Genomic DNA, 26,705 nt, shown 5'->3' with positions numbered 1-26,705 from the left:
CGTGGATCGAGCTGGTGCGGTGTTATCGATCAAGCGAGCGATCAGGCGGCCGCACGCCGTTTGCGTGCAGCCGGGGCTGACTTGGCGCTGGCGCCACTGGTCTTGCCACCGCTGCGGCCCGTGGCCGCCGAGCGCACTGCACGCGGCTTCTTGCGGGCTGGCGCGGCTGCTTCGGCTTCGGCATCGTCGCCCTCCTCGTCATCGTCCGCGGCATGCTTGCGCGCGCCCGCCGCCGGCTTGCCTTTGCCGCGACCGAGGCTGCGCTTGAGCAGATCGGACAGATCGAGGATGTCGGCAGATTGACGCGATTCGCGCGGCGCCTCGACCTCGGTGATTTCCTCGGTCTTACCCGCGCGAATCTTTCGGTCGACCAGCGCCATGATGTCATCGTGGAAGGTGTCGTGATACTGCGATGGATCCCACTTGTCACTCATGTCGTTGATCAGCTTTTTCGCCATGTCGAGTTCGCGCGTGGTCACGCCGGCCGCCTTCATTCCTTCCGGCGGCAATTTGAATTCGTCGAAGTCGCGCACCTCGACGGCCCAGCGCAACGTGTTCAACGCCAGCATCGGCCCGACCGGAATAAGTGCCGCGAGATGCTGCTTGTTGTGCAGCACGACACTCGCCACGCCGATCTTGCCCGACGCTTTCATCGCTTCGCGCAGCAGCGCGTACACCTTTTCGCCCTTGCGGTCAGGCGTCAGGAAGTATGGCGTGTCGAGATAGAGAAACGAAATGTCGGGTGCGTCGATGAAGGCGAGGATATCGACCGTCTGGGTCGACTCGGGATTGGCCGCCCGAATCTCGTCGTCGGAGAGGACGACGTACTTGTCCTTTTCGTACTCGAAACCGCGCACGATGTTCTCGCGCGCCACCTCCTTGCCGGTGCGCTTGTTGATCTGCTTATAGCCGATCGGATCGATCGAGCGCTTGTCCAGCAGATTGAAGCCGACTTTCTCTGACTGCGTCGCCGGATACAACTGCACCGGAACGTGGACGAGGCCAAAGCTGATTGCGCCCTTCCAGATCATGTGTGCCATCGTGCGCTCCCCAAGGCCTGAGACCTTTGGTGAAGCAGCAAGCGTGCCACGGTTTTGCGCGCTTTCGCTCGCGCGGCACGGCGGTGGCTGCCACGGTTCTGGGCGCTATTGCCGCCTTGGCGCCGTGCAGGTTGCCGCCGGCATCGGCTGTAAGTCTTGCGTCATGTCGGCAAAAGATACGGCGCTTGTCGGCTCGTCTAACGGTGCTCGGCAAGCGCCGATCTTCAACCACCGCTTGCCGGTTCAAGTTCGATCGGGACCGCAGCGAAGCCGCGAAACCGCACCCGTCCGCCGCGCGTTGGCCCGCCGTCGAGCCGATACGCCGGGAAGCGCTGCACGAAGCGCCCAATGGCGATACGCGCTTCGAGTCGCGCGAGCGACAACCCCGCGCATTGGTGAATGCCGAAGCCGAACGCCAGATGCCGGTTCGGATCACGGCGGATGTCGAAGCGATCCGGCTCCGCGAACTGCTCGGGGTCGCGATTGGCCGCGCCGATGCACAGCGTGACGGGCGTACCGCGCGCCACCGCGACGCCGCCGATCTCCGTGTCGACGGTGGCCATCCGGTTACCCAGCTGATTCGAGCTCTCGAACCGCAAACACTCTTCGACCGCCGACTCTATCAGCGACGGTTCGCGCAGCAACGCGGCGCGCTGCTCCGGCCAGCCGGTGAGCGTAACGAGACCGTTGCCGATCAGATTCGTGGTGGTCTCATGACCGGCGTTCAGGATGAAGATGCAGTTTTGCAGCAGTTCCGCTTCCGACAATTGCTCGCCGCCCTGTTCGCCTTGTTCGCCCTGAATCAGGCGTGTCAGCACGTCATGTTGCGGATCGCCAGGCTCGCGCCTGCGCCGTGCCACCAGATCGCGCAGATAGTCGACAAACTCGCTGACCGCACGGTTGCCCCGTTCGAGCTGCGCCTCGCTCAGCGACGGCTCCAGCGCGCCGAGTATCGCCAGCGACCAGTCGCGCAACGGCTCGCGCTCAGCGTGCGGCACATCCAGCAGATTGCCGATGATCTCGACCGGAATCGCCGACGCGAACTCGCCGATCAGATCGATCCGGCCACGCGCGGCGGCTGCATCGAGCAAACCATCGACGAGGCGGATCAGCCCCGGCTCCATGGCCGCGATCGCGCGCGCCGTCAGCGCGCCGGCGATCAGTTTGCGCACCCGCGTGTGACGCGGCGGATCGTTGAAGACGAGACTGGTGGTGTGGTGGGTGTAGAGCGGCGAGTCGCCGTACTTCGGTTTGAATTCGACGGTCTTGTCGGAACTGAAAGTTTTCGGGTCGCGATAGACCGCCTGCACGTCGCGAAAACGCGTCAGAAACAGCGAGCCGTCCGGCATGCGTTTGATCGGTTCATGGGTGCGCAGCGCGTGGTAGACCGGGTATGGGTCGGCATAGAACGCGGCGCTCAGTTGCCGCAGATCGAAATCGCGTGCGAGGGCGGACGCGTCGCTGACTGTCGCAGGGGGCATTGCTTGTCTCCGTGGTAGTGCGCCTCGTCATGGGTGCCGATACCTTGCCGAGGCTAGCCACGTGCGGGTGTGCTGCGCGCCTTTTGGGCGCGACGGGCTTGGCGGGTTCGATAGGCTGCGAGGCGTCGTTCGAAGCGCCAGTATGACGCGGGCGCCTGATCGTTGCACGGTGGATTGCCCGAATGGATACGCGATGCGCCAGGCGATGGGCCTCCTGGCCGGTCGTTTGTTTGTCTATTGGCCAATTGCCGCCCGTCGGCTCGAGTGCCGCCCGCGGATACCTGTCGCCCTTTGTCGGCTGCCCCTGCGGGCCGCATGCCGCCGAACCGTTACAATGACGGAATTTTCCGCGCGCCTCGCGCGGCCGCCCTTTTCTGCTTCAATGCGTCGTCCATGAACCTCGTCATCCAAAGCACCGCGCCTCTTTCCGCCGACCACCACAAAACGCTCGTCGCGCTTGCGCGCGGCTCACGCGCCAATGTTATCGACGCGAACGCGATTCGTATCGCCGACGCGAACGTTGCGCAGCGCGGCGACCTTGAGGTCTATTGCAGCACGCATCAACTGGACTACGCGTTTGTCGAACCCGGCCGCCAGTTGCGTGATTTCGGCCTCGTCGCGATGGACATGGATTCGACGCTGATCACGATCGAATGCATCGACGAAATCGCCGACTTCTGCGGATTGAAAGCGGAAGTCGCCGCGATCACAGAAGCGTCGATGCGCGGCGAAATCAAGGACTTCAATGAGAGCCTGACTCGCCGCGTGGCACTGCTCAAGGGGCTCGACGCCGGCGCGCTCGAACGCGTTTATGAAGAGCGGCTGCAACTCTCGCCGGGCGCCGAACGAATGCTGGCCGGCGCGAAAGCGGCCGGATTGAAAACGCTGCTGGTGTCGGGCGGATTCACGTTCTTTACCGAAAAACTGAAAGCCCGGCTCGGCCTCGATTTCACGCACGCGAACACGCTCGAAATCGTGGATGGAAAGTTGACCGGCAAGGTAATCGGCGAGATCGTCAACGCCGACGTGAAAGCACGCACGTTGCGCGAGACATGCGCCCAACTGGGCATCGAGTCAACCCGCGCGATTGCGATGGGCGATGGGTCGAACGATCTGAAAATGATGGCGGCTGCCGGACTTTCGGTAGCGTTCCGTGCGAAGCCGGTAGTGCGCGAAGCAGCCAGTGTGGCGTTCAACCACGTTGGGCTGGATGGTTTGCTGCGCCTGTTCTGAAGCCGGGTTTGCGCTGGCCGATGCGATGGCGGCCAGCGCTGACAAGAGCATTATTTGTTGAGATAGCTGATCAGGAACACGCCTAACACGCTGACCGCAACGGTGCCGTTCACAACGTTAGCCCACTTCACAACACGAGCGAAATTTTCGTCGGATTCCAGAAACGTGAATAGTTTGTGCATGAGTGCCTCCTTAAGCTGATTAGTATAATTGCTGCGTTATCTAAAAAAACTAAATCAGGCGCACGTGTAGGATTGCAAACAGAACTGCGGCGACGGCCGTTGCAAAAATAGAGGCGCCAATTGCTACGGGCGATAACAAACCGGCAACGTCCGGTGTCCGCCGATTGTGAGCTTGCGTGCCCGCCCGGTCATGATGCGCATTGACCAGCGCCGACATGACGATAGTGGAACAGGAAAACGCCACGATGCAGAATCCGGCGATGGCGAAGGCCAGGATCGGCACCACGCCACTTCCCCGCTCCAGCGCGGTCACCGCCTCATAAACCGCGGTTGCGCACAGCCCGATCGCACACCAGAACAGTTGGCCGTCTTTCACTGATGCGGCGATCAACGCCTTCGCGACGCGCCAGCCGTGCGTGGGTGCGACGAGCGCTAGCGTAAAGATCGGGCCGACAATCGGCACGCCAAGATTCAGTAACATCCAGAAAAATAGATTCATCGAAACTCACCATAGTGCGGCAACCGTTAGTAAAGTGCGCACCATCGTAGCGTCGGGATCCGGCGTCGACCACTCGTCCGAATGGTTAGGCTTACTGGCCATCTTGACAAAACAAAAAGCCCATCGTGAACACGTCACAATGGGCTTTCTCAACCTTCTGCAATCGCCGGCAATCAGCAGCCAGCGCTCAGACGCTCAACTCAGCGCCGTCAGACACTGTTCGATATCCGCGCGCAAATCGGCTTCTTCTTCCAGGCCGATATAGAACCGTACCAGCGTGCCGCGATACGGCCATTGACCTTCCGTGCGCATCGAGGCGACGTCGTACGGCATCGCGAGACTGTGCGCACCGCCCCAGCTCCAGCCGAGCGAAAACAGCTCGAGCGACTCGCAGAACGTGTCGATTTGCGCCGCGCTGTAACGTGCGTCGAACACCACTGAGAACAGTCCGCCGGCGCCGGTAAAGTCGCGCTTGAAAAACTCATGCCCCGGACAGTCGGGCAACGCCGGGTGCAGAACCGCGGCAATTTCCGGACGCGTCTTCAGCCAGTGGGCGAGGCTGAGCGCTGCACGGTCATGCTGTTCGAAACGCAAGCGCATGCTCGGCAGACTGCGCAGAATCAGCGAACAGTCATCCACTGACACACCGATACCCGTGCGCATGCGCGCGGCCTTCAGCTTCAGATGCAAGTCGCGATCGACCGTGATCGTCGCGCCCATCAGCACGTCGCCGCCGCCTGACTGGTACTTGGTCAAGGCCTGCACCGAGATGTCGACGCCGTGGTCGAACGGCCGGAAACCGAGCCCTGCGGACCAGGTATTGTCGATCGCCGTAACGACGTTGCGCGCACGCGCTACCGCGGTGATGGCGGGCACGTCGGGCACCTCCATCGTGACCGAGCCGGGTGCTTCGAGCCAGATCAAACGCGTATTCGGCTGGATCAGATCCGCGATACCCGCGCCGATCATCGGATCGTAGTAGCGCGCGGTGATGCCGAAATCGCGCGCCAGCCAGTCGCCATGATCGCGGTTCGGCGAGTAGACGTTATCGGGAATCAGCACGTCGTCGCCGGTCTTCACAAGGCCGAAGTACACGTTCGAAATCGACGACAAACCCGACGGCTGCAGCAACGCGTGATTGCCGCCTTCGATGGTGGCAAGCCGCTGCGCCAGCGCGAGCGAAGTCGGCGTGGCGTGCAGGCCATAGCGCCATTGCGCGTCGTTTTTCCAGTCGAGCGCGCGCATCGTCGCGAGATCGGGAAACACGACGGTCGAAGCGCGCGTCACCGGCGTCGAGAAGGATTCGAAGCCCGGCGTAAGCTGGTCTTCGTGACGCACGATGCTAGTTTGCAGGCCGCGTTTGAGTTTGGATTGGGTCATGGTGTAGGTAGATCTTATTCGCCGATTTGCAGGTTGCTCACCCCGCCAACGGCGTGACCACCGCCTGTCGCCGAGGCAGGCGCTGCTGCGCTGCCGGCGGACGCAGCTTTGTTAGCGGCAGCACCGGCGCTCGCTGAAGCAGCCGGCACAGCCTGCCCCGCTGCCAGCGGCTTCAGATCGAATGGCTGCGGGTCGGAATCGTCGACGTTCATCCGGTCGCCCGCCACCGAGCCGTCGGCGGCAAACTTGCCCACCCAGTTGCCGGTAATATGTGTGCCGTCGTTCGACTCCTCGACTTCGAGCGTATCGCCGTCGCGGTCACCCGCGATCAGGATCACCTCGCCGGTGTCGGTGTACTGATACTCGCCGTGCACGCCGGCCGGATCGTCGGTTTTCGCGCCGAGACGCAGCACGATCTGACGCGAACCCAGCATGCCGGCGTAACGCGGAAACTTCGCGAATTCGGGGCTCGGCTTGAGCGGCAACTGAATCGGCGGGGGCGCCGCCAGTTCCTTCACCGCGTCGCTTTCCGCCCATGCCTGCGCGGGCAGCACAGCCCCGGCGCCGACACACAGCAATGCGGCCGCGCTCACTAAACCCCGAAGGAAGTGCCCGTGGAGGACTGCCCAACCGCGCCGGCGCGTCACACCCTTCATCGCTTTGGATTCCTGCATCCGTTCTTTCCTTGTTGCCTGATACTGCTCGATACTCGTTTGCTAGCCGCTTGCTACCGGGCTCAGTTCGGCGGGGCCAGCGCGACGCCTCGCGTGGCGTCACGTTGCGCCGCCTCAGCTTCAGATCCGTTCGAAGATCGCCGCGATGCCCTGCCCGCCGCCGATACACATCGTCACCAGCGCATAGCGGCCGCCAACTCGCTGCAACTCATACAACGCCTTGACGGTAATCAGAGCGCCGGTTGCGCCGATCGGGTGACCGAGCGAAATACCCGAACCGTTCGGATTGACCTTGGCCGGATCAAGACCGAGCTCCTTGCTGACCGCGCACGCCTGAGCGGCAAACGCTTCGTTCGCTTCGATCACATCGAGATCGGCGACCGTCAGGCCGGCGCGTTCGAGCGCCTTGCGCGTCGCCGGCACCGGGCCGATGCCCATGTAGGCCGGATCGACGCCTGCATGCGCGTACGAAACCAGCCGCGCCAAGGGCTTGATGCCGCGCTTTTCGGCGACGCTGCGTTCCATCAGCACGACCGCCGCGGCGGCGTCGTTGATACCCGAGGCGTTGCCGGCCGTCACCGTGCCGTTTTCCTTGGCGAACACCGGCTTCAACTTGGAGAAGTCTTCGGCCGTTGCGTTCATACGCGTGTGTTCATCCGTATCGAACACGACGTCGCCCTTCTTCGACGGGATCGTGATCGGCAGGATCTGGTCCTTGAAGTAGCCGCTCGTAATCGCGTTGGCCGCACGGCGATGCGATTCGAGCGCGAGCGCATCCTGCGTTTCGCGCGAGATATCGTACTTGCGGGCGACGTTCTCAGCGGTCACGCCCATATGGATGGACTGGAACGGGTCGTTCAACGCGCCGACCATCATGTCGACGAGGCGCGCATCGCCCATGCGCTGGCCAAAGCGCGCAGCCGGCATGGAATACGGTGCACGGCTCATGTTTTCCGCGCCGCCGCCGATCGCGATGTCGGCGTCGCCGAGCAGCACGCTTTGCGCGGCCGAGACGATGGCCTGCAGGCCCGAGCCGCACAGGCGGTTGACGGTCAACGCGGGCGCATGTTGCGCAACGCCGCCGTTGATCGCGGCCACGCGGGCCAGATACATGTCTTTCGGTTCGGTATGCACGACGTTGCCGAACACCACGTGACCGACTTCGTCGCCCGACACGTTCGCACGCGCCAGCACTTCACGCACGACGCGTGCGCCGAGATCGGTCGGCGGAAAATCCTTCAGACTGCCGCCAAAACCGCCGATCGCCGTACGCACCCCGCTTACCACCACCACGTCTCGTTGCATCGCTCGCTCCTGTTTAGTGTCTCAAGATAATCATGTCCTGGCAGGCTGCGGCGCGCGCCTCGGAGCGCGTTACTGTCAGCCGGCCAGGATGTGTTCGACCGTCGCGCGCGAAGGGATCGGCGCGACCGCGCCGTAACCTTGCGTGGACAGTGCCGCGGCGACGTTCGCATAACGCGCCGCCTGAAAAGGATCGTCACCCGCGACGATGCGCGCGATGAATGCGCCGCCGAAGCAATCCCCCGCGCCAGTCGCATCGACCGCGTTGACGACGTGGCCCGGCACGACGCGCCGCTCATCCGGCGTGGCGATGTACGAACCTTCCTTGCCGAGCTTGAGCGCCACGACACGCGGACCGTGCGACAGCAGAAAGTCGACGATCTCGTCACGGCCGGTCAAGCCGGTGAGCTCGGTTACGTCGTCCCAGCTCGGCAGACAAATGTCGGTGCCACGAATGGCTTCGAGCATCACCGCGCGCGCTCTTGCGAGCGGCCACAGCTTCAAACGCAGATTGGTGTCGAAACTCACGCGTACGCCGTTCGCGCGCGCATGTTCGATCGCCGCCAACGCGGCGTCGCAGGCGCTTACGCTGATCGCGAGACTGATGCCGGACAGGTGGATGACTTTGGCCGCGGCGATCGCATCGAGCGGCAAATCGTGCGGCGCGTAGCGGCTCGCGGCCGACCCCGCGCGCAGATAGTCGAACGCGTGACCTGCGGGACCGTGCGAGACGAAATAGACGCCGGTGGGCGCGTGCGGATCGACGCGCACGAGCGACGTCTCAACCTGTTCGCGTTCCCACAGATCGATCAGCAGACGCCCGAAATGGTCGCTGCCCACGGCCGACACAAAACCCGTCTTCGCGCCCTGCCTTGCTGCCGCGATACAGAAGTTCGACGTATCGCCGCCGAAGCCTTGCAGATAGTTCGGCTGATCTTTAGCGGACTGGTTGAACTCGATCATCGCCTCGCCGAGCGCGAGGATCTCCGGACGCGGAGGCCGGGTTGCCGGCGTGCCGGCGGTGCTCACCGTCATTGCTTAGACCTCGCCCCACAGATCGTGACCGTCGGCGCCGGTGATCTTTACCGAGACAAAATCGCCGACCTTATAACGCTTGGACGCCTTGGTGGCCGGTGCGATGTACACGACGCCGTCGATCTCGGGCGCATCCGCCGCGGTACGGCCGATGCCGCCGTCGGCATTGATCTCGTCGACGAGTACTTTCAGCGTCTTGCCAACCTTCTTCGCAATCCGTTTGGCCGACACTTCTTCGGCCACTTCCATGAAACGCGCGCGGCGTTCTTCACGCACTTCGTCGGGCAACGCACCGTCGAGTTCGTTGGCGCTCGCGCCTTCGACCGGCGAATAAGCAAAGCAGCCGACCCGATCCAGCTCCGCCTCGCGAATAAAATCGAGCAGCGTCTGGAATTGCTCTTCAGTCTCGCCCGGGAAGCCGGCGATGAAGGTGCTGCGGATCGTCAGATCGGGGCACATTTCGCGCCACGCCTTCACGCGTTCCATCACTTTCTCGGCGTTGGCCGGACGCTTCATGCGCTTCAACACTTCCGGATGCGCGTGCTGGAACGGCACATCCAGATACGGCAGCACGTGGCCTTTGAACGGACCTTCGGCCATCATCGGAATGACTTCGTCGACGCTCGGATACGGATACACGTAATGCAAACGGACCCATGCGCCGTATTGCGCCGCGAGTTCGCCGAGCGCGCCGACCAGATCGGTCATGCGCGTCTTGATCGGCTTGCCGTTCCAGAAGCCGGTGCGGTATTTCACGTCGACGCCGTATGCGCTCGTGTCCTGCGAAATCACGAGCAGTTCTTTCACGCCGGATTTGAAGAGGTTCTCCGCCTCGAGCATCACGTCGGCGACCGGGCGCGACACGAGGTCGCCGCGCATCGACGGGATGATGCAGAACGTGCAGCGGTGGTTGCAGCCTTCGGAAATCTTGAGATAGGCGTAGTGACGCGGCGTGAGCTTCACGCCGGCAGCCGGCACCAGATCGATGAACGGATCGTGCGGCTTCGGCAGATGATTGTGCACCGCCTGCATCACTTCGCCCAGCGCGTGCGGACCGGTCACGGCCAGCACCTTCGGATGCACTTCTTCGATCAGATTCGAGCCGCTCGCGCTCTGCTTGGCGCCGAGACAGCCCGTGACGATCACCTTGCCGTTTTCGCTGAGCGCTTCGCCGATCGCGTCGAGGCTTTCCTGCACCGCTTCGTCGATGAAGCCGCACGTGTTGACGACGACGAGGTCCGCGCCGTCGTACGTGCCGGAGATCTCGTAGCCCTCGGCGCGCAGCTGCGTGATGATCTGCTCGGAATCGACAAGCGCTTTAGGACAGCCGAGGCTGACGAAACCGACCTTCGGAGTCGAAGGGGTCGGCACGGCGGGGGAAATGGTCTGCGACATAGGATGGGTCCGGCGTATAGCGGTGACGATGGCGACAAATGGGGACGGTGCGGCAAGGCCAAGGGCCAATGGTCAGTCAGACCACGGCCCGGACAGCGTCCCGCGCACGCAACCCTTTATTGTACCGCGCCGGCGACCGTGCAGTCGGCCACGTAGCGGGGCGTTGCCGGATCGGCGAGGCCATGGGCCGCGTATTGATGCGCCGGCAACGGGATCAAGCCATTGAGTGCCTGAACGCGCTCGATCACGTCAAGAATATCGCGCGAATCATGCAGGCGCCGGATGGCCGCATGCAGCTCGGCAGCCTGCGGCCACGTCCGCTTCAGATAGCTGAGCCACATTTTGACGCGTCCGTGCTCATGGCGGGCCGCGACGCGGGCTTGCAATTTTCTCAGGTAGTCGGCGAGTAAACCCAGTACAGCCGGCCATTCCTCGCCGGAAGCCGTCTGCTCCATCAGTCCGCGTATGCGCAAAGCCAGGAAAGGATCCGACACGGCGCCCCGCCCGATCATTACATCCGCGCAGCCGCTGACCGCCTGGCACCGTTCCCAGTCGGCAACCGTCCAGACTTCTCCATTGGCGGTGACCGGCACGTCCACGGCGTCGTCGATACGCGCGATCCACTCCCAGTGGGCCGGCGGCCGGTAGCCGTGGTCGCGCGTTCTGGCATGCACGACGAGCGAGGCCGCGCCGCCTTCCGCCAGCGCCGTGGCGCAGTCGATCGCAAGCGACGTATCGGACACGCCGAGCCGCATTTTTGCGGTCACGGCGATGCCGGCAGGCACCGCGGCGCGAACGGACGAAACAATCCGGTTCAGTTGTTCAGGATGCGCGAGCAGCATCGCGCCGCCACCGTGCCGGTTGACGACTTTGGCTGGACAGCCGAAGTTCAGATCGAGTCCATGCGGCGACAAACTGGCCGCTTGGGCCGCATTCAGCGCCATCCATTCAGGATCGCTGCCAAGAAGTTGGATCACCATCGGCGTGCCGCCGGGTGTGCAGCCTCCGTGGAGGACTTCGGGTGTATCCCGCTCGTAGACACGTTCGGGAAGCACCGAACCCGTCACCCGGACGAATTCGGAGACACACCCGTCGAATCCTCCCGTGCTGGTCAGCACGTCGCGCAATACGTAGTCCGCAAGCCCCTCCATGGGCGCAAGAAACAGCTGGCTCATGTGGGAACGACGCCTAAGCTGCTTCTGCGAATCGTACGGTCAGCCAAAGCTGACAAATCCGGCCTTCGGAATCGAAAGCGTGGGGATGGTAGGGAAACGGGTCTGTGACATAGGTGGGGCTGGGATACAGCGGTGGCGACGGCGACAAATGGGATGCTGCGCCGCGGCCTGAGGGGTAACGGGATCAAAAAGATCACGAAGACCACACCCTGCAACAGCACCAGCGCACGCAACCCGTAATTGTACCGCGCCCGTCCGCTTGCGCCCGGCACGCAGGCCGCCGTGGCCCACCCGCCGCCTCATCGAGCGACGGGCACACCACTCCTGCACCGTTGTTTGGCCATGGGGCCGACGCGTAAAGACCCAGTCGCCGCGTCGGCGTCGCGCCGTTACTTCTTCTCCGGCTCCGGATTGGTTTGCGGCGTAGCCGGCGTGGCCGGTCCGCCTGCCGCATTCACCGGTCCACCTGGCGTGAACGGGAAGGTAGCGAACATCGATTTCGCCTGGTTCTGCATCTGCTCCTGCATCTGCACGAACATGTTCTTCGACTGTTCGATGTAACTGGTCATCATGCCCTGCATCATGGGCGCCTGCATGTTCATGAATTGCGACCAGACTTCGGGGTTCATCGCCTTGCCTTCGTACAGATTCTTCGACTGGTCGGCGAGCTTCGCCTGAATGTCGATGAAGGCCTGGATGTTCTTCTCCAGATACGTGCCCATCATGCCCTGCATAGCATGGCCGTAGAAACGGATGATCTGCGACAGCATCGAAGACGAGAACATCGGCAGGCCGCCGCTCTCCTCTTCGAGAATGATCTGCAACAGGATGGCGCGCGTCAGATCCTCGTTGCTCTTCGCATCGATGACCTTGAAATCCTCCTGATCCAGCACGAGCTGCTTAACATCCGTCAGCGTGATGTACGTGCTTGTCTCGGTATCGTAGAGCCGGCGATTCGGATACTTCTTGATCAGTCGTTCGGCTGTTTTCTTTGTAGTAGTGGTCATGTAACGCCTTTGAGCGCGAGTTGAGCGCGGAAACGGCGTCATGCCGGCGCACAATCGGGCAATTGTGCAACCGGGACGCCGCCGGAACCATCCGAGTCGAAGCGCGCTGCCTTGTGAGCGGCGCGCCGGTGACTCAGCCCATATGCAAACCACCGTTCAGCGAAAAATCCGCGCCCGTGGAGAAACCCGATTCGTCCGAGGCGAGCCATGCCACGATCGAGCCGATTTCCTGCGGCTGACCGAGACGGCGCACCGGGATCGTCGCAACGATCTTTTCCAGCACATCCGGGCGGATCGACTTGACCATATCGGTGCCGATGTAGCCCGGCGACACGGTGTTGACCGTCACGCCCTTGGTGGCCACTTCCTGCGCCAGCGACATCGTGAAGCCGTGAATACCGGCCTTCGCGGTCGAGTAGTTGGTCTGGCCGAACTGCCCCTTCTGGCCGTTCACCGACGAAATGTTGATGACCCGCCCGAAGCCGCGCTCGACCATCCCGTCGATCACCTGCTTCGTGACGTTGAAGAGGCTGGTCAGGTTGGTGTCGATCACCGCCGTCCAGTCTTCGTGCGTCATCTTGCGGAACACGACGTCGCGCGTGATGCCGGCATTGTTCACCAGCACGTCGATCTCGCCGACTTCGGCCTTGACCTTGTCGAACGCCGCCTTGGTCGATTCCCAATCGCCGACATTGCCTTCGGACGCAATGAAATCGTAGCCGAGTGCCTTCTGCTCTTCGAGCCACTTCACGCGGCGCGGCGAGTTCGGGCCACAGCCGGCGACCACCTTGAAGCCCTCTTTGTGCAGACGCTGGCAAATGCTTGTGCCGATGCCACCCATCCCGCCCGTTACGTACGCAATTCGCTGTGTCATAAACTACACTCCGTTTTTCGTTTTCGAGGTGCCGACCGGCTACCTCTTCCCTCGCCTGTGCTTCATCTCCGCTGCCGCCGGGCGACCGGCCGACGAGGCCATTGCTCACCGCGCGCTACCTGCTGCAATGTGGCGCGCGGCAACCCTGCTTACCGCCTGCTAAAACCTGTCTGAGCCTGCTTGAGCCATCCTGAGGGCCCGAGTTTGGGACCCCAAAACGAGAGCGAGGCCTATCAAGCGCGTTCGAGCGCCAGCGCCACGCCCATGCCGCCGCCGATACACAGCGACGCCAGACCCTTCTTCGCATCGCGCTTCTGCATTTCATGGATCAGCGTGACGAGAATCCGGGCGCCGGACGCACCGATCGGATGGCCGATCGCGATCGCGCCGCCGTTCACGTTGATCTTCGACGTGTCCCAGCCCATTTGCTGATTCACGGCGCACGCCTGTGCGGCAAACGCTTCGTTGATTTCCATCAGGTCCAGATCGGCCGGCGTCCAGCCCGCGCGTTCGAGACAACGGCGCGAGGCCGGCACCGGGCCCATGCCCATCACCTTCGGATCCAGGCCCGAGGTGGCGTACGCCTTGATGCGCGCGAGCGGCGTGAGGCCGAGCGCCTCGGCCTTCTTCGCCGACATCACCAGCACCGCCGCCGCGCCGTCGTTCAGACCCGACGCATTGGCCGCTGTCACCGAGCCTTCCTTCGAGAATGCCGGCTTCAGACCCGCCAGCGATTCAGCCGTCACGCCGTGACGTACGAATTCGTCGGTTGCGAAACGCAGCGGCTCACCCTTGCGTTGCGGAATTTCGACCGGCACGATTTCGTCGTTGAAACGGCCCGACTTCTGCGCGGCTTCCGCCTTGTTCTGCGACAGCGCCGCGAACGCATCCTGCTGCTCGCGCGTGATGCCGTATTCCTTGGCGACGTTTTCTGCCGTCACGCCCATGTGATACTGGTTATAGACGTCCCATAGGCCGTCGACGATCATCGAGTCGATCAGCTTGGCGTCGCCCATGCGGAAACCGTCGCGCGAGCCCGGCAGCACGTGCGGCGCGGCGCTCATGTTTTCCTGACCACCGGCGATCACGATGTCCGCATCACCCGCGATGATCGCGTTGGCCGCCAGCATCACGGACTTCAGGCCCGAGCCGCACACCACGTTGATCGTCATGCCGGGCACCGCCGTGGGCAGCCCCGCCTTGATCAGTGACTGACGTGCCGGGTTCTGCCCCGAGCCTGCCGTCAGCACCTGCCCCAGAATGACTTCGCTGACCTGCTCAGGCTTCAGACCAGACCGTTCGAGCACGGCGCGAATCACGGTAGCGCCGAGTTCGGGCGCAGCGATCTTCGCCAGCGACCCACCGAATTTGCCAACTGCCGTACGGGCGGCCGATACGATCACAACATCAGTCATTTCCATATCCTCCGGGACATCGGCTAAATACGCCGCTGCCCGTCAAGTTAAAAATCTTGTTGCCAATGCGCCCTTGCGTCTATCAGGACGCGCACTCATACCGCCACACCACCGCGCCCTCAGGCGCGCTGAAGCCTACTCCCGTTGCCGCACATAACGCCCTGGCGCCGGCTCGATCACCGGGAATTCGGCGGAGCCGGCCGTGGCGCGCGGCTTCACTTTCTTGCCACCATACTGATCGAGCCACGTGGTCCATTCCGGCCACCAACTGCCGGGCACTTCGGTCGCCTGGTCGAGCCATTCGTCCGGGCTTTCCGGCAACGTCTTGACGTCGCCTTCCAGCGCCCAGTAGTTGCGCTTTTTCTTCGCCGGCGGATTGATCACGCCAGCGATATGACCCGACGCGCCGAGCACGAACTTCAGCGGTCCGGAGAGCAGCGGCACCGACGCATAGGCGGTTTGCCACGGCACGATATGGTCTTCGCGTGAACCGTAGATGAAGGTGGGCACGTCGATCTTCGAGAGGTCGACCGGCTCACCGCAAGTGGTCACCGCACCCGGCTCGCGCAGACGATTCTCGAGATACGTGTTACGCAGATACCAGACATACATCGGGCCCGGCAGGCTCGTCGAATCGCTGTTCCAGTACAGCAGATCGAACGGCACTGGCGTGCGCCCCTTGAGGTAATTGTCAACCACGTAGTTCCACACCAGATCGTTCGGCCGCAGGAACGAGAACGTGTTGGCGAATTCGATGCCGCGCATCAAGCCGGGCTTGCCGCCGTTCTTGCCGCCGATGGTCTGCTCGCGCATTTGCACATGCGCCTCGTCGACGAATACGTCGAGCACGCCCGTGTCCGAGAAATCCAGCATCGCGGTGAGCAGGGTCATCGACGCGGCGGGATGTTCGCCGCGCGCGGCCGCTACTGCCAGCGCCGTGGCAAGCATGGTGCCGCCCACGCAGAAACCCAGCGTGTTGATCTGCTCGCGGCCGCTGATCTTGCTGACCGTTTCGATCGCCTTGAGGACGCCTTCGCTCACGTAGTCATCCCACGTCTTGCCGGCGATCGATGCGTCCGCGTTGCGCCACGAAATCAGGAACACCTGATGACCCGAATCGAGTCCGTGCGCGACCAGCGAATTCTCCGGCTGCAGATCGAGAATGTAGAACTTGTTGATGCAAGGCGGCACGATCAGCAGCGGTCGCTCACGCACGGTGGCCGTGCGCGGCTTGTACTGAATCAACTGAATGAGGTCGTTCTCGAACACCACTGAGCCTTCGGTGTTCGCGAGATTTTCGCCGACCACGAAACGCGATTCGTCCGTTTGCGAAATCTTGCCGCGCTGCATATCGCCCAGCAGATTCATCACGCCCTGGCGCAAGCTCTCGCCCTTGCTATCGAGCAAGGTCTTTTGCGCTTCCGGATTCAACGCGAAGAAGTTGCTCGGCGATGCGGCTGCGGTCCATTGCTGAACCGCGAACCGAACGCGCTCGCGCATCTTCGGTTCCGTTTCGAGTGCGTCGACCATTTCCTGCAGATAACGCGCGTTCAACAGATACCACGCAGCGGTAAATGCATAGGCCGGCGTCGCGCTCCACGCGTCGGAACTGAAACGGCGGTCCTTGAGTTCGGGGGCTTTCGTCGTGGAGGTGGCCGCCTGCTGGATCAACTCCATCGCCTCACGCGAATAATCGGCTTGCAGCTTTTGCAAACGCTCCGATGGAATCGCGGCGCTCGGGACATTGAGTCCGGCGAATGAAGGCATTGACGGCAGGGATCCCGCAGCCAGTTTGCTGAAATCAGGCATGCCGGGGAACGACGGTATCTGCGGCAAGCCCATTGGCGGCATCTGGGGCACCTGCGGCATCTGAAAAGGTATGCCGCTGCCACCAGGCGGCGTGCCCAGCGAACGCCATGCGTTCATCCAGGCGTCCAGTAACTGCTGCATGCCTGCGGCTGGTGATGCGCCGCTCGTACCGGCCTGCTGCGTGTGCTCCGTCGAGGAGTCCGTGCTGGGAGAAGCTGAGGAATGTGATGCTGCCATACCTGCTTTTGACCGGTGAGTCCTTGCGGACGGGTTGAGAGGCAGGTTCATGCGCACGTGGGCGATTGCTCGCGACCTCGTCACGCCCTGTCCCATGTACGAGGAGCTGTGAGGAACATTCTTGCTCCCCATCGCAAGGCATGTCAATGCTTGTTCCCGATTTTGCCGCAGTGCGATAGTTTTTTAATTATCGTTTTCCCTGTATAGCAGATCGCGCTTTTGGAACATGGGTTGATAAGTGCTCGCATAAGCAAAAAAACTCCCCTATTGCATGGGCTTGTGCATATTTATGCGTATTTATCCGTTCACTCGCGCGCACTTTGAGCGGCAGATTAACGTGCGCGCGACAAATTCCGGCAGCGCAGCAAAAGCACGCAACGTATCTCCGAATAAACCCTCATACGGATGCTTGCGGGAACACATCGCGCTAATCGAGGCAACGGCGAGAAACGCCACGGCCGCATGATGGCGCTGATAAATCGAAGCGCCATCATGCGGCCGTGCGTGGATGATTGAGTGCCGGACTAACGCGTAGCCTGATCGTCCAGCCAGATCAGCGCAGCCATGCGCCCTGTCTCGCGATCACGGCGATAGGAATAGAAACGTTCGCGTTGCGTGACCGTACACAGATCGCCGCCGACAATGCGCGTCACACCAATCCGTTGCAAGCGCAAGCGCGCCAGCGCCGCGAGATCGGCGAGATATTTGCCAGGATTTTGCGGATGCGTAATGAATGCATTCGCGGTGGCTTCGCGTTGTGCGCCGTCCACGCCATTCATGAAGGCGTCACGCACATCTGCACCCACCTCGAATGCGTCCGGTCCGATCGCCGGACCCAGGTAGGCATGCAACGATGCGGCCTCCACGCCGGCGAGACTGGCCACACGCTGTGCAGTCTGCTCGACGATACCCGCTGCCAGACCACGCCAGCCGGCATGGGCCGCGCCGACCGCGCGCCCTGCTTGGTCGCACAACAACACCGGCATGCAATCGGCGACCATCACGACACACACCGTGCCCGGCCGATCGGTGACGCTGGCGTCCGCTCGTGTCGGCGTACCGCTTGCCTGAGTCTGTGCGAGCGCATCTTCCGCACGCACGATGCCGGCGCCGTGAATCTGTTCAAGCCACGCGGCCTCGCCTACACCTGCCAGACTCAGCAAGCGTGCGCGATTAGTTGCGACCGCGGCGGGATCGTCGCCGCTTTTCATCCCCAGATTCAGGCCGCCAGGCTGATCAGCGCCATCCTGCCAACGGCCGAACGGCGGCTCGCTCACACCGCCGTTGCGGGTGGTGACGAGCGCACGCACACGCGGCGATACGTTCCATGCGGGTTGCACAACATCGGCAAAGCTCAGCTCGGGCAAACTCATGCGTGACCGTCCTCGTCGTGTTCGTCGTCGTGATCCTGGTCTTCGTCGTGCTCGCCGTCGCCGTCTTCATCGATATCGTCGTCAAGCGAGGCGTCGTAGTCGTCTTCCTCGTAGTACGTCTCGTCGAACTCGCCCGCATCGTCACGCCCCAGGCCAAGCGCCGCCGACAGCACCTGCATGTCTTCCGGTGCATCGGCGCGCCATTGCATGGTCCGGCCGGTTTTCGGGTGAATCAGACCGAGGCGCCATGCATGCAGCGCCTGACGCGCGAAACCGTCCGGCAGCGGCGTCACCGAGCGCTTGCCGCGTGCACGTCCATAAACCGGATCGCCGAGCAGCGGATGGCCGATATGCGCGCAATGCACGCGAATCTGATGGGTGCGGCCGGTTTCCAGATCGCAATGAATCGCGGTGACCGGCTGACGCTGCCAGATCGCCGTGTCCACGCGCCGGAAATGCGTGCGCGCCGCTTTGCCCGATGCGCTCGTCACCACCGCCATGCGCGTGCGTTCGCGCGGATCGCGGCCGATCGGCGCGTCGATCGTGCCCTCTTCGGGCATGTTGCCCCATACCAGCGCAAGGTAACGGCGCTTCACCGTGCGTGCCTGCAGCTGGCGCACCAGATCCGTCTGCGCCTCGAGCGTGCGCGCCACCACCATCAGACCGGACGTTTCCTTGTCGAGCCGATGCACGATACCGGCGCGCGGCAAGCCGGCTGCGGCATCGCCATAGCGGTACAGCAAACCGTTGAGGACGGTGCCGCTCCAGTTGCCGGCCGCCGGATGCACGACCATGCCGGCCGGCTTGTTGATGACCACCAGCGTGTCGTCCTCGTAGACGATCTCGAGCGGCACCGGCTCGGGCGTGAACGCGAGCTGCTCAGGCAGCAGATCGGGCACGAGCTCGATGGTCGCCCCAAGCGGCACCGGCTGACGGATTTTGGCCGGTTTGCCGTCGATGCGCACCCGCTCCGACTCGATCCAGCTTTGCAGCCGGTTACGTGAAAACTCCGGAAAGATTCGGGCAAGCACCTTGTCGAGGCGTTCGCCGGCCAGTTCGTCGGGCACGACGACGCTGCGCGGCGACTCGTCCGCCACGGGGCTCGCCACGGTTGGCACCCTGTCCGGGCCGGCGGCCGCGAGGGCGTCGCTGCCGAGATCGTCGTCGAGTGAATCGACGCCCAACGCGTCGGAGGGGTCAGCGCTTACGCTATAATCTTTGTTGCTATTCCCGGCACCGGTTGCGGCGCCTGGAGTATTTGAGCGGGTCATTGAGTCTGGGTCACCTGGACGTAAAGCTAGACTGGAAAATGCGAGCCTTGAACACCATCACTAAAGCGGCGATCAATTTGGCGGTCATCAAGAAGATGGCCCGGAAAGTGGCCGGATACATTGCGTGCGCCGCAGCCGTCGCCGTAGTTGCGGCTTGCCACGGCCTGCCGGAAAAGACCGACGAGACGGCTGCGTGGAACAACAACAAATTATATACGGAGGCGAACGACGCTCTGACCGGTGGTGATTTCGGCAAGTGCGCCAAGTATTTCGAGATGCTCGAAGGCCGCGATCCGTTCGGCCACTTTGCCCAGCAAGCGCAGATCAACGTCGCGTATTGCAACTGGAAAGATAACGAAAACGCCGCCGCCGACCAGGCGATCGACCGCTTCATCCAGCTGCACCCGGATCACCCGGACATCGCGTACGCGTACTACCTGAAGGGCATGATCCACTTCAACGACGACCTCGGTCTGTTCGGCCGCTTCTCCGGCCAGGACATGAGCGAGCGCGATCCGAAGTCGCTGCGCGAGTCGTATGACGCGTTCAAGGTCGTGGTCGACAAGTACCCGAACAGCAAGTATGCGCCGGACGCTGCGCAACGCATGCGCTATATCGTGAATGCGCTGGCCTCGCACGAGGTCCATGCGGCGGATTATTACTACCGTCGTGGCGCGTATGTCGCCGCGATCAACCGCGCGCAACTGGCGTTGAAGGAATACAAGAACGCACCGGCTATCGAAGACGCACTGCACATCATGATGCTGTCGTACGAGAAGCTGAACCAGCCGCAACTGGCTGACGACACGAAGCGCATTCTGGCCGGCACCTTCCCTGACAGCCCGTATATCACGGGTCACGCAAGGCCCGGTAAGGAAAAGTCGTGGTGGCAGTTCTAAGCCTCGACTCGCTGCCTTAAACAAAAACGCCACGACTTCGGTCGTGGCGTTTTTGTTTGCGCAGTCGCCGCCCAGCCTATGAAGCACCAGCCGGCAACCAGCGCCCTCAGTCCCGCTCGAACAACGCAATCGACTCCACGTGCGAGGTATGCGGGAACATGTTCACCACACCCGCGCCCACCAGCCGGTAGCCGGCCTCATGCACCAGCAGGCCCGCATCGCGAGCGAGCGTGGCCGGCGCGCACGACACATAGACAATACGCTTCGGCAACGGCCCATTGCCGCTCTGCGCGATCTCCGCGAGCGCCTTGGCGACAGCCAGCGCACCTTCGCGCGGCGGGTCGATCAGGATTTTGTCGAAATGGCCGAGCGCACGCATGTCGTCGGCGGTGACTTCGAACAGGTTGCGGCAAGCAAACGACGTATGGCCGGCCACACCGTTCAGCTCGGCATTGGCAAGCGCACGCGAAGTCAGCACTTCGCTGCCTTCGATCCCCATCACTTCTTTCGAAATCCGCGCGAGCGGCAGCGTGAAGTTGCCGATTCCGCAGAACAGGTCGAGCACCCGGTCCGTGCTGGACGGGGCCAGCAGACGCAGCGCACGGCTCACCAGCACGCGATTGATGGCGTGATTCACCTGGGTGAAATCGGTCGGCTTGAACGGCATCCGGATGTTGTATTCCGGCAGCGTGTAGTCGAGCTGCGCGTCGAGCGGATAGAACGGCGCAACCGTGTCGGGACCGCCCGGCTGCAACCACCACTGGATATTGTGTTCGTCGGCGAAATCGCGCAGCACCTGCTCGTCGGCGGCGGTGATCGGCGCGAGATTGCGCAGCACCAGCGCGGTGACCGACGAGCCGACCGCGAGCTCGATCTGCGGCATACGATCGTAGATCGACAACTTGCGGACCATGAAACGCAGCGGCATCAGCATCGCCGAAATGTGCGGCGGCAGTATCTCGCAGGTCTTCATGTCCGAGATGTAGCTGCTCTTCTTCTCGTAGAAGCCGATGCGCATGCCGCCCTTTTCCGGCAGATAGCGCACCGCCAGACGCGCGCGGTAGCGGTATCCCCAGGCCGGACCGTGAATCGGCCGGAACACGGTCTCCGGGCGCAGCTTCGCCAGATGCTGGAAATTGTCTTCGAGCACGCGCTGCTTGACGGCAATCTGGGCGCGGATATCGAGATGCTGCATCGAACAGCCGCCGCAGATATCGAAGTAGGTGCATTTCGGCTTGGTGCGAAGCACGCTTTCGCGGAACACCTGGACGACCTCAGCCTGCTCGAATTTCGGCTTGCTGCGATGCGTCGAGTAGCTGACACGCTCGCCGGGCAACGCGCCTTCGACAAAAATCACCTTGCCGGGCGTGCCGTCTTCGCTCTCGATGCGGCCCACGCCGCGCGCTTCCATGTCGAGCGAAACGATTTCGATGATCGGCTCATTGCCGGTAATGACGTGCGCTTTCGCCGGAGCGGGCACCTTCTGGCGCTTCGGCGAGCGGCGTTGGGGGGCAGTTCGGGACACCTGCGACTTCCTGACAAACTTGGGGAAAGGCGAGATTGTAGACGAAGCGCCGCGCACACCGATCGCTTCGATCACGATCAGCATACGGCGACGCCTGGCGCTTGCGCCCGGCTTCGCACTACGGCGGCTACCAACAGACGCTCAACTGCGTTAGTGTGCGGCGAACGGTTTCGTTTCAACAAGACCGATAAGCAAGCCGCTTACTGATCGAATGCGGCCAGATACTCGGCCCATTGCGGCGCCGCCTCCAACGCCAGCGCATTTTTGACCAGGTTGATCTCGTCAGCATACTCTTCGGCCGAAAACGCGCCGCGGATTAGCTGGAAGCGGCAATACAGCAGGTATGTATTGACGACATCGGTCTCGCAATAGTTGCGGATTTCCTCGATGCGGCCTTCCTGGTAAGCGTTCCACACCTGGCTGCCGTCCATGCCCATCTTGCCGGGGAAGCCGCACATCTTCGCGAGCGCGTCGAGCGGCGCATTGGCGCGCGCCTGATACATCGCCAGCACGTCCATCAGATCGGTGTGACGCGAGTGATAGCGGCTGATGTAGTTGTTCCACTTGAACTCGCGGTCGTCCTCGCCGAGGTCCCAGAAACGGGAGGCGGGAATGCCGTTGACCAGCGCGCGGTAGTTCAGGACCGGCAGGTCGAACCCACCGCCGTTCCAGGACACGAGCTGTGGCGTGTATTTTTCGATCACGCGATAAAACGACTGCACGAGCGCGGCTTCGCCGTCTTCCAGCGTGCCGAGCGAGCGCACGCGGAAACCGTTGTTGTCGCGGAACACGCAGGAAATGGCGGCGATCCGCTGCAGGTGGTGCGGCAGGAAATCGCTGCCGGTCTTTTCGCGGCGCGCGGCAAAAGCGTGCTCGGCGACTTCGGCGTCACTCAGCGTGGCAGGCAGATCTTCGAGGCGGCGAATGCCGACGACATCGGGAATCGTCTCGATGTCGAAAACAAGAATCGGTGTCATCAGGTTATAGAACGGCGTCCTTCCGAACACCGTTGGAGGCAAAGAAGCGCTTCAGCCGCACCAGCGCTTCCTGTTGGATCTGGCGCACACGCTCGCGCGTGAGGCCCATTTCGTCGGCCAGTTCTTCGAGCGTGGCGGGCTCGATGTGATTCAGCCCGAAGCGGCGCTCGATCACATGACGATGCTTGTCCGACAGCCGCGCGAGCCATGCCCGTGTAAGCGTTTCCAGCTCGCGGTGCTGCACTTCGGCATCCGGCGACTGGCTCTGGTCGTCGGACAGCAGGTCGAGCAGGCTGCTCGCCGGGTCAAGATCGAGCGGCGCGTCCAGCGACGCGGTGTGCTCGTTCAACGCGAGAATGTCGGTAACTTCGTCTGTGGTCTTGCCGGTCAGATAGGCAATGTCGTCGATGCTCGCGTCGCGGCGTTCGGCGGCTTCGCCGGAATTCATCGAATTCTTTTCCAGATGGCGCTTCGCGCGCAGCACCTGATTGAGCTCACGGATCACGTGCACCGGCAAACGCACCGTGCGCGCCTGGTTCATGATCGCGCGCTCGATGCTTTGGCGAATCCACCATGTGGCATAGGTTGAGAAACGGAAGCCGCGCGTGGGATCGAATTTCTCGATGGCGTGCATCAGGCCGAGATTGCCCTCTTCGATCAGATCGAGCAGCGGCACGCCGCGGTTGAGGTAACCCTTTGCGATGCTGACGACGAGCCGCAGATTGCGCTCGATCATCACTTGCCGCGCTTCGAACTCGCCCGCCTTCGCCAGACGCGAATACTTCTGCTCTTCCTCGACAGTCAGGAGCGGCTTGACGCTGATGCGGTTCAGGTAGTGCTGAATCGTGTCGGCCGTCAGCTCGGCTTGCAGCAGCGCGCGAAAGTCGTCTGCGTCGGCAGGGACTTCGCGGGCCTCGCTGGGTTCTTCCGCGCCGCCCTGACGTTCGTCGAGATCGCGCTCCTCTGCGATCTCTTCTTCAACTTCCGAAGCGCCGCTTTCCTCCACCGAAGCGGGCGTGACGCGGCTAATCGTCTCAGACTCGGCTTGCGGCAGGCGGCGCTTCGATTTCGGCATGGTCGTATCGCTTATTGCGGCGGCAAATACTTCAGTGGGTCGACAGGTTTACCCTGGCGGCGAACTTCGAAATGCAACATCACGCGGTCGGAATCGCTATTGCCCATCTCGGCGATCTTCTGCCCTTTGGTTACCGCATCTCCCTCTTTTACCATCAAAGCGCGGTTGTGTGCATACGCCGTGAGATAAGTTGCATCATGCTTGATGATAATGAGATTGCCGTAACCACGCAGCCCATTTCCGGCATAAACCACGCGCCCATCCGCAGAAGCCTTAACCGGGTCGCCAGCCGCGCCGCCGATATTAATACCCTTGTTGGTCGAATCGTTGAACGTGCCGAGCATTGGTCCACGCACTGGCCATGAGAACGCCACGTTGCCGGACGCGCCGGCGCTCGAATCGCTCGCTGCGCCCGGGTTGGCCGGCGGCGTCAGCGAAGCGTTGTTCGCACCCGAACCATAGATCGGCGGCGCCGCGACGCCTGCCGTCGGCGGCGTACTGCCGAGCGGTGCGCTCTGCACAGCGCCACCACCGCCAATCGGCGCCGTCGACACGCCCGGCGTCAGCGCGGCGGTGTTCGCACCTGGCGGCACGACGCGCAGCAACTGATCGACTTCGATCTGATTCGGGTTAGTGAGATTGTTCCACGTCGAAATGTCGCGGTAGTTCTGGCCGTTCTCCAACGCGATCCGATACAGCGTATCGCCCGGCTTCACGCGGTAGTAGCCCGGCGGCGGCGGTCCGAGCGGCACGGCCGGCTGTTGCGCGGCTTGCGTGCCGAGCGCACCGCTGCCGGAACGGTCGACGACCGGCGCCTGATCGAGGCGGGTCGCACAGGCCGACATCAACAGGGACAAGGCGAGCACGCACACGCTACGCTGGGTTACGGTCATAGGGATAGTCAGTCTGGTTCTTTGCATCGCGCGCAACATACTCATCGGTGTCAAATCACTCCGGATTTTAAGGGTACAAAGAAAACGCGATCAAGCCGCGACTCGCGCCACTGCGCGGGTCCGAGGCGTTCGACCAGAGTCAGCACCTGGTTCTGGCCTTCCTGCGAGCCGACCGGCGCGACCAGACGGCCGCCGATCGCGAGTTGTTCAAGTAATGCTTGCGGTACGTCGAGTCCTGCTGCGGCGATCACAATGGCGTCGAACGGCGCCGCCGACGGCAACCCCAGGCGACCGTCGCCGTAGTGCAGCCGGATGTTCGGAATGCGCAGCGGACGCAAGTTTGTCTTCGCGCGTTCGGACAGCGGCTTGATGCGTTCGATCGAGTAAACATCGCGCGCGACCTGGCTCAGCACCGCCGCCTGATAGCCGCAACCGGTGCCGATTTCGAGCACGTTGTTCAACGCGCGGCCGGCGGCCGCCAGTTCGATCATCCGCGCGACCACGGAGGGCTTGGAGATCGTCTGGTGATGGCCGATCGGCAGCGCGGCATCTTCGTAGGCCTGAGCGGCGAGGCCCGGGTCGACGAACATGTGGCGCGGCACCACCGACATCGCGTTCAACACGCGCTGATCGGTTACGCCATTCGCACGCAGGCGTTCGACCATCCGTTCGCGAACCCGTTCCGAAGTCAGTGCCAAAGCGCCGTTCAATGCGACGTTCGGCACGGAGGCGCGCTCGTTGAGTTTGGCGGCGGGTTTGTTCACCGGCGCCGGTTTTGGCGCGGCGCGCGCAGGCGAGCTTTGTCCGACCGCTGTTGCGTGTGGTTTGGCTTGTGGCTTGGCCTGGGCGCTGACAGGCGGTTTCAGCGTCGAGTTCACCGGCGTCTTGATCGGCGCCTTCGCCTGCGGCTTTGCTTGCGATGTCGCTTGCGCTTGGGTCTGCGCTCTCGCCGGCGACTTCGCCTGGGTCTTCCCCGCAGAGCCAAGCGGCGAGTTCTTCGCCGGTTGCTGGCGTGCGTTCAGCGCCGCGCTCGCGGCAAGTGCCGCTGCGCGCACTTCGCCCGGACGTCCTTCGGGCCGGCGCGGCTCGCGCACCAGATCCTCGAGACCGAGCGGAAAGCGCTTTGCGCGCTCGCTCGTCATGAAGCGCCGCTACCGGCGCGCGCCCAGTCGCGCGCTGCGGGCAGCATTTGCGTGTGGGTCAGGTCGAGCTGCAACGGCGTGATCGACACCTGGCCGTTGGCGACAGCGTGGAAATCGGTGCCTTCGCTCGCGTCACGCGCGCTGCCCGACGGGCCGATCCAGTAGATCGGTTCGCCGCGCGGGTTGGTCTGACGGATCACCGGTTGCGACGGATGCCGCTTGCCAAGACGCGTGATATGCCAGCCGTCGAGTTGCTCGTACGGCAGGTTCGGAATATTGACGTTCAGGAGCGGATGCCCCGGCAACGGCTGCTTGAGGTAGTGCGCGACGATCTCGGCGGCCACGCGCGCAGCGTCTTCGAGATGCACCCAGTCTTTGTCGACCAGCGAGAAAGCGATGGCCGGCACGCCGAACATGATGCCTTCCGTGGCGGCGGCGACGGTGCCTGAATAGAGCGTGTCCTCGCCCATGTTCTGGCCGTTGTTGATGCCCGAGACAACCAGGTCTGGCGTGTGGTCCAGCATGCCGGTCAGCGCGATGTGCACCGAGTCGGTTGGCGTGCCGTTCACGTAGTAGAAACCGTTCGCCGAGCGCAGCACCGAAAGCGGACGCGACAGCGTCAAGGAATTGGACGCGCCGCTGCAGTTCTGCTCGGGGGCCATCACGGTGACGTCCGCGATCGGCTTGAGCGCTTCGTAAAGCGCGGCAAGGCCGGGCGCCAGATAACCGTCGTCATTGCTGAGTAGGATTCGCATGCGGCGATTGTAACCGAGGAAAGAAGGCACGCGAACGACACGGCAGGCCGTGCGCGT

The 26,705-nt window shown here is 62.8% G+C and carries 24 protein-coding genes; 2 read left to right on the top strand and 22 right to left on the bottom strand.

Annotation, left to right across the window (positions count from 1 at the left end; genetic code table 11):
• Window positions 1–41: 41 nt before the first annotated feature.
• Both ku and BM438_RS02090 read right to left on the bottom strand, forming a co-directional pair.
• A complete protein-coding gene (gene ku, locus BM438_RS02095; protein WP_093632665.1) occupies window positions 42–1,040 on the bottom strand; it encodes a non-homologous end joining protein Ku in 999 nt (332 codons plus the stop codon).
• Window positions 1,041–1,264: 224 nt separating this feature from the next.
• Window positions 1,265–2,521 carry a cytochrome P450 gene (locus tag BM438_RS02090; protein WP_093632664.1) on the bottom strand — a complete coding sequence of 419 codons (1,257 nt, stop codon included), beginning with the start codon at window positions 2,519–2,521 and terminating at the stop codon, window positions 1,265–1,267.
• Between the two features lie 393 nt (window positions 2,522–2,914).
• Here BM438_RS02090 and serB point away from each other — a divergent pair, with 393 nt between their 5' ends.
• Complete coding sequence (gene serB / locus BM438_RS02085; protein WP_093632778.1) at window positions 2,915–3,754, top strand: phosphoserine phosphatase SerB; 840 nt, start codon at window positions 2,915–2,917, stop codon at window positions 3,752–3,754.
• A gap of 50 nt (window positions 3,755–3,804) precedes the next feature.
• Here serB and BM438_RS46660 read toward each other — a convergent pair whose 3' ends face one another.
• The 14 genes from BM438_RS46660 to BM438_RS02020 form a co-directional block, all read right to left on the bottom strand.
• On the bottom strand, window positions 3,805–3,936 hold the full coding sequence (locus BM438_RS46660; RefSeq protein WP_266210658.1) for a hypothetical protein: 132 nt from the start codon (window positions 3,934–3,936) through the stop codon (window positions 3,805–3,807).
• Window positions 3,937–3,985: 49 nt separating this feature from the next.
• The gene (locus tag BM438_RS02080; RefSeq protein ID WP_093632663.1) at window positions 3,986–4,435 is read right to left on the bottom strand and encodes a hypothetical protein; all 450 of its coding nucleotides are present in this window, start codon (window positions 4,433–4,435) and stop codon (window positions 3,986–3,988) included.
• 195 nt (window positions 4,436–4,630) lie between these two features.
• Complete coding sequence (locus BM438_RS02075; protein ID WP_093632662.1) at window positions 4,631–5,815, bottom strand: cystathionine beta-lyase; 1,185 nt, start codon at window positions 5,813–5,815, stop codon at window positions 4,631–4,633.
• A gap of 14 nt (window positions 5,816–5,829) precedes the next feature.
• Window positions 5,830–6,489: a hypothetical protein gene (locus BM438_RS02070; RefSeq protein ID WP_093632661.1), complete on the bottom strand. Its 660-nt coding sequence runs from the start codon at window positions 6,487–6,489 to the stop codon at window positions 5,830–5,832.
• A 120-nt stretch (window positions 6,490–6,609) separates the two neighbouring features.
• Window positions 6,610–7,794: a beta-ketothiolase BktB gene (bktB, locus tag BM438_RS02065; RefSeq protein ID WP_093632660.1), complete on the bottom strand. Its 1,185-nt coding sequence runs from the start codon at window positions 7,792–7,794 to the stop codon at window positions 6,610–6,612.
• Between the two features lie 75 nt (window positions 7,795–7,869).
• On the bottom strand, window positions 7,870–8,826 hold the full coding sequence (locus tag BM438_RS02060; protein ID WP_093632659.1) for a sugar kinase: 957 nt from the start codon (window positions 8,824–8,826) through the stop codon (window positions 7,870–7,872).
• A gap of 3 nt (window positions 8,827–8,829) precedes the next feature.
• Window positions 8,830–10,221 carry a 30S ribosomal protein S12 methylthiotransferase RimO gene (gene rimO / locus BM438_RS02055; protein ID WP_054039491.1) on the bottom strand — a complete coding sequence of 464 codons (1,392 nt, stop codon included), beginning with the start codon at window positions 10,219–10,221 and terminating at the stop codon, window positions 8,830–8,832.
• A gap of 116 nt (window positions 10,222–10,337) precedes the next feature.
• On the bottom strand, window positions 10,338–11,396 hold the full coding sequence (locus BM438_RS02050) for a tRNA dihydrouridine synthase (RefSeq protein ID WP_093632658.1): 1,059 nt from the start codon (window positions 11,394–11,396) through the stop codon (window positions 10,338–10,340).
• A gap of 389 nt (window positions 11,397–11,785) precedes the next feature.
• Complete coding sequence (gene phaR, locus BM438_RS02045) at window positions 11,786–12,403, bottom strand: polyhydroxyalkanoate synthesis repressor PhaR (RefSeq protein WP_054039487.1); 618 nt, start codon at window positions 12,401–12,403, stop codon at window positions 11,786–11,788.
• A 133-nt stretch (window positions 12,404–12,536) separates the two neighbouring features.
• Window positions 12,537–13,277, bottom strand: a complete 741-nt coding sequence (locus tag BM438_RS02040; RefSeq protein WP_054039485.1) for a 3-ketoacyl-ACP reductase — start codon at window positions 13,275–13,277, stop codon at window positions 12,537–12,539.
• A 233-nt stretch (window positions 13,278–13,510) separates the two neighbouring features.
• The gene (locus BM438_RS02035) at window positions 13,511–14,692 is read right to left on the bottom strand and encodes an acetyl-CoA C-acetyltransferase (protein ID WP_093632777.1); all 1,182 of its coding nucleotides are present in this window, start codon (window positions 14,690–14,692) and stop codon (window positions 13,511–13,513) included.
• Between the two features lie 135 nt (window positions 14,693–14,827).
• On the bottom strand, window positions 14,828–16,642 hold the full coding sequence (gene phaC / locus BM438_RS02030; RefSeq protein ID WP_167378282.1) for a class I poly(R)-hydroxyalkanoic acid synthase: 1,815 nt from the start codon (window positions 16,640–16,642) through the stop codon (window positions 14,828–14,830).
• Between the two features lie 620 nt (window positions 16,643–17,262).
• Window positions 17,263–18,111, bottom strand: a complete 849-nt coding sequence (gene pgeF, locus BM438_RS02025; protein WP_093632656.1) for a peptidoglycan editing factor PgeF — start codon at window positions 18,109–18,111, stop codon at window positions 17,263–17,265.
• Window positions 18,108–19,382 carry an RluA family pseudouridine synthase gene (locus BM438_RS02020; protein ID WP_093632655.1) on the bottom strand — a complete coding sequence of 425 codons (1,275 nt, stop codon included), beginning with the start codon at window positions 19,380–19,382 and terminating at the stop codon, window positions 18,108–18,110. The genes pgeF and BM438_RS02020 overlap by 4 nt, the downstream gene beginning before the upstream one ends.
• A 95-nt stretch (window positions 19,383–19,477) precedes the next feature.
• Between BM438_RS02020 and BM438_RS02015 the strand changes: the two genes are divergently transcribed.
• Entirely contained in the window at window positions 19,478–20,281 is an 804-nt protein-coding gene (locus tag BM438_RS02015) for an outer membrane protein assembly factor BamD (RefSeq protein ID WP_372341849.1), read from the top strand.
• Between the two features lie 106 nt (window positions 20,282–20,387).
• Here the strand turns inward: BM438_RS02015 and rlmD are convergent, their stop codons facing one another.
• The 6 genes from rlmD to surE form a co-directional block, all read right to left on the bottom strand.
• Window positions 20,388–21,806: a 23S rRNA (uracil(1939)-C(5))-methyltransferase RlmD gene (gene rlmD / locus BM438_RS02010; RefSeq protein ID WP_093632776.1), complete on the bottom strand. Its 1,419-nt coding sequence runs from the start codon at window positions 21,804–21,806 to the stop codon at window positions 20,388–20,390.
• 200 nt (window positions 21,807–22,006) lie between these two features.
• Entirely contained in the window at window positions 22,007–22,783 is a 777-nt protein-coding gene (locus tag BM438_RS02005; protein WP_093632653.1) for a 3'-5' exonuclease, read from the bottom strand.
• 4 nt (window positions 22,784–22,787) lie between these two features.
• Entirely contained in the window at window positions 22,788–23,858 is a 1,071-nt protein-coding gene (gene rpoS / locus BM438_RS02000; RefSeq protein WP_054039479.1) for an RNA polymerase sigma factor RpoS, read from the bottom strand.
• Between the two features lie 11 nt (window positions 23,859–23,869).
• Window positions 23,870–24,796, bottom strand: a complete 927-nt coding sequence (locus tag BM438_RS01995; protein ID WP_093632652.1) for a peptidoglycan DD-metalloendopeptidase family protein — start codon at window positions 24,794–24,796, stop codon at window positions 23,870–23,872.
• Between the two features lie 5 nt (window positions 24,797–24,801).
• Window positions 24,802–25,893: a protein-L-isoaspartate(D-aspartate) O-methyltransferase gene (locus BM438_RS01990; protein WP_093632651.1), complete on the bottom strand. Its 1,092-nt coding sequence runs from the start codon at window positions 25,891–25,893 to the stop codon at window positions 24,802–24,804.
• The gene (surE, locus tag BM438_RS01985) at window positions 25,890–26,648 is read right to left on the bottom strand and encodes a 5'/3'-nucleotidase SurE (protein ID WP_054039538.1); all 759 of its coding nucleotides are present in this window, start codon (window positions 26,646–26,648) and stop codon (window positions 25,890–25,892) included. The genes BM438_RS01990 and surE overlap by 4 nt, the downstream gene beginning before the upstream one ends.
• Window positions 26,649–26,705 lie beyond the last annotated feature (57 nt).

Source organism: Paraburkholderia aspalathi (assembly GCF_900116445.1).
Classification (GTDB): domain Bacteria; phylum Pseudomonadota; class Gammaproteobacteria; order Burkholderiales; family Burkholderiaceae; genus Paraburkholderia; species Paraburkholderia aspalathi.
The sequence above is the reverse complement of the archived record's forward strand: the minus strand, read 5'-3'. Positions and strand labels throughout refer to the sequence as shown.

What these genes read in the sequence shown, in the direction of transcription:
- ku (WP_093632665.1), bottom strand. Translation starts at nt 1,040, where the DNA reads ATGGCACACATGATCTGGAAGGGCGCAATCAGCTTTGGCCTCGTCCAC.
- BM438_RS02090 (WP_093632664.1), bottom strand. Translation starts at nt 2,521, where the DNA reads ATGCCCCCTGCGACAGTCAGCGACGCGTCCGCCCTCGCACGCGATTTC.
- serB (WP_093632778.1), top strand. Translation starts at nt 2,915, where the DNA reads ATGAACCTCGTCATCCAAAGCACCGCGCCTCTTTCCGCCGACCACCAC.
- BM438_RS46660 (WP_266210658.1), bottom strand. Translation starts at nt 3,936, where the DNA reads ATGCACAAACTATTCACGTTTCTGGAATCCGACGAAAATTTCGCTCGT.
- BM438_RS02080 (WP_093632663.1), bottom strand. Translation starts at nt 4,435, where the DNA reads ATGAATCTATTTTTCTGGATGTTACTGAATCTTGGCGTGCCGATTGTC.
- BM438_RS02075 (WP_093632662.1), bottom strand. Translation starts at nt 5,815, where the DNA reads ATGACCCAATCCAAACTCAAACGCGGCCTGCAAACTAGCATCGTGCGT.
- BM438_RS02070 (WP_093632661.1), bottom strand. Translation starts at nt 6,489, where the DNA reads ATGCAGGAATCCAAAGCGATGAAGGGTGTGACGCGCCGGCGCGGTTGG.
- bktB (WP_093632660.1), bottom strand. Translation starts at nt 7,794, where the DNA reads ATGCAACGAGACGTGGTGGTGGTAAGCGGGGTGCGTACGGCGATCGGC.
- BM438_RS02060 (WP_093632659.1), bottom strand. Translation starts at nt 8,826, where the DNA reads ATGACGGTGAGCACCGCCGGCACGCCGGCAACCCGGCCTCCGCGTCCG.
- rimO (WP_054039491.1), bottom strand. Translation starts at nt 10,221, where the DNA reads ATGTCGCAGACCATTTCCCCCGCCGTGCCGACCCCTTCGACTCCGAAG.
- BM438_RS02050 (WP_093632658.1), bottom strand. Translation starts at nt 11,396, where the DNA reads ATGAGCCAGCTGTTTCTTGCGCCCATGGAGGGGCTTGCGGACTACGTA.
- phaR (WP_054039487.1), bottom strand. Translation starts at nt 12,403, where the DNA reads ATGACCACTACTACAAAGAAAACAGCCGAACGACTGATCAAGAAGTAT.
- BM438_RS02040 (WP_054039485.1), bottom strand. Translation starts at nt 13,277, where the DNA reads ATGACACAGCGAATTGCGTACGTAACGGGCGGGATGGGTGGCATCGGC.
- BM438_RS02035 (WP_093632777.1), bottom strand. Translation starts at nt 14,692, where the DNA reads ATGACTGATGTTGTGATCGTATCGGCCGCCCGTACGGCAGTTGGCAAA.
- phaC (WP_167378282.1), bottom strand. Translation starts at nt 16,642, where the DNA reads ATGCAGCAGTTACTGGACGCCTGGATGAACGCATGGCGTTCGCTGGGC.
- pgeF (WP_093632656.1), bottom strand. Translation starts at nt 18,111, where the DNA reads ATGAGTTTGCCCGAGCTGAGCTTTGCCGATGTTGTGCAACCCGCATGG.
- BM438_RS02020 (WP_093632655.1), bottom strand. Translation starts at nt 19,382, where the DNA reads ATGACCCGCTCAAATACTCCAGGCGCCGCAACCGGTGCCGGGAATAGC.
- BM438_RS02015 (WP_372341849.1), top strand. Translation starts at nt 19,478, where the DNA reads ATGGCCCGGAAAGTGGCCGGATACATTGCGTGCGCCGCAGCCGTCGCC.
- BM438_RS02005 (WP_093632653.1), bottom strand. Translation starts at nt 22,783, where the DNA reads ATGACACCGATTCTTGTTTTCGACATCGAGACGATTCCCGATGTCGTC.
- rpoS (WP_054039479.1), bottom strand. Translation starts at nt 23,858, where the DNA reads ATGCCGAAATCGAAGCGCCGCCTGCCGCAAGCCGAGTCTGAGACGATT.
- BM438_RS01995 (WP_093632652.1), bottom strand. Translation starts at nt 24,796, where the DNA reads ATGAGTATGTTGCGCGCGATGCAAAGAACCAGACTGACTATCCCTATG.
- BM438_RS01990 (WP_093632651.1), bottom strand. Translation starts at nt 25,893, where the DNA reads ATGACGAGCGAGCGCGCAAAGCGCTTTCCGCTCGGTCTCGAGGATCTG.
- surE (WP_054039538.1), bottom strand. Translation starts at nt 26,648, where the DNA reads ATGCGAATCCTACTCAGCAATGACGACGGTTATCTGGCGCCCGGCCTT.